This window comes from Streptomyces sp. NPDC059456 (assembly GCF_042750055.1).
In the GTDB taxonomy this organism is placed as follows: Bacteria; Actinomycetota; Actinomycetes; order Streptomycetales; family Streptomycetaceae; genus Streptomyces.
Genome location: NZ_JBHYVA010001080.1, coordinates 1 through 1,580, shown reverse-complemented (window position 1 = coordinate 1,580; position 1,580 = coordinate 1). Strand labels below are relative to the sequence as shown.

Annotated in this window: 1 protein-coding gene; it reads right to left on the bottom strand. The window is 78.7% G+C overall.

Annotated elements, in window-relative coordinates; genetic code table 11:
* Positions 1–128: 128 nt before the first annotated feature.
* Positions 129–1,454 carry an IS701 family transposase gene (locus tag ACFXA3_RS42320; RefSeq protein ID WP_385196826.1) on the bottom strand — a complete coding sequence of 442 codons (1,326 nt, stop codon included), beginning with the start codon at positions 1,452–1,454 and terminating at the stop codon, positions 129–131.
* Positions 1,455–1,580: the final 126 nt, after the last annotated feature.

Here is a 1,580-nt window from a genome sequence, read left to right as displayed (position 1 = left end):
CCCCGAGGCTGAACCGGTCCGCCCCCGGGCCGGGCACCGGCACCGGCCGCGCGCCGAGGAGCCGGGGCGCCGGCGGCGCGGGGGGCGGCCCCCGCGGGGGCCGGGCCCCGGCCGCGGTGTGGGCGTGCTCAGCGGCCGGCCAGAACCGCCGCGTGGGCGCGGGGGCGGCGCACCGGGCTGTGCCGGACGGGGGCCTGCCCGAGCGCCGGCGCCGGCGACGTCGCCGCCGGGGCCGCTGCCCGGCCTGTCGCCGGGGTTGCGGCCGGTGCCAGGCAGCGCGCCGCATGGGCCACCGAAGCGAGCGTGACGTGCCGGTGCCAGCCCGGCAGGGAGCGGCCCGAGAAGTCCCGCAGGCCGACCTCCTGCACACCGGCCCCGGCCGCCGCCGACACCCGTTGCGCCGTCTTCGTCATCCGCACCAGCGCCCCGGGCTCCGTCCGCACCATGTCCGTTACCCACAGCTGCGTCGGCAGCCGCCGGGCCGCCTCCCACTCCCCGAACAGCAGCACTTCGCGCCGCCGTCCCGGCGCCGGGTCCGGGACCATCACGCGGACGGCCGCCACCAGCGAGGTCCGCCGCGCCCCCGGCAGCTCCGGGTCGGGCCATTCCACCGGCATCCGCAGTCCCCTGACGTTCTGCAGGATGTCCCGCGCGGCCAGCGTGCCCGCGCCGAAGCCGGGCAGCCGCGGGTCCGTCACCAGCAGCCGCGCCTCGGGGCTGATCCGCCCCACCACCGGGACCCGCGCCTCCGCGAAGCGGTTCAGCGTGGCCCGCGTCGCGATGTCCCGGATGTCCAGCACCACCGGCCGCGTGGCCGCCCCCGACTCGCGCGCCTCCCGGACGGTGTCCAGCACCGCCGTCACCGCGCACTCCTCGTACGACTCGTCGGTGGCCTCCGGCTCCTCGTCGAGGAACAGCCGCCAGCCCACGGGCGTGACCACGGCGGCCGAGGTGAACCACATCCCGAACGCCTGCTGTCCGCGGAACATCTGCCCCCGGTGCGGGTCGAAGCGGTGCCCCGCCCCCACCGAGTGCTCCCCGCCCTTCGGGATCGCCATCGGCTGCGCCACCCAGGCGTTGAGCGGAGCAGTCCGGGCCAGGTACTGCGACAGGGCCGCCCGGATCGGCTGCCAGTCCCAGGTGGACGCCGCGATGAAGTGGTGCAGGCTCTGCTCCGCGGCCGCCGCGCCGCCCGCTCCGCCGCCCGCTCCGGCCGTCATCTGCTGCGCGATGTTCCGGATCGACTTGCGGCCCTGGGCCGCGAGCAGCCCGCGTACGTACTGCCGGCCGCGCTCGCGCTGGTCCCGGCGCCGCAGGGAGGTGAACACCGCCGCGCACAGCTCCTCGACGGCCTCGACGGGCTCGTCGGCCCGCGTGCGCCGCCCCGCCGCCGTCGCCCGGACACCCCGGTACGTGCCGCTGTTCGCGCTGCTGGTGCTGGTGCTGGTGTTCACGACTCCCCCTTCGTCGATGGCCCCCCTACCGTCCGTCCGCGCCCCCCTCCGGGGGGAGGTGCGCCGGGCACACGGCTGGGCCGAGCGGGGGGGGGGGCGCGCGCCCCCGCCCCGCCGCCACCCCCC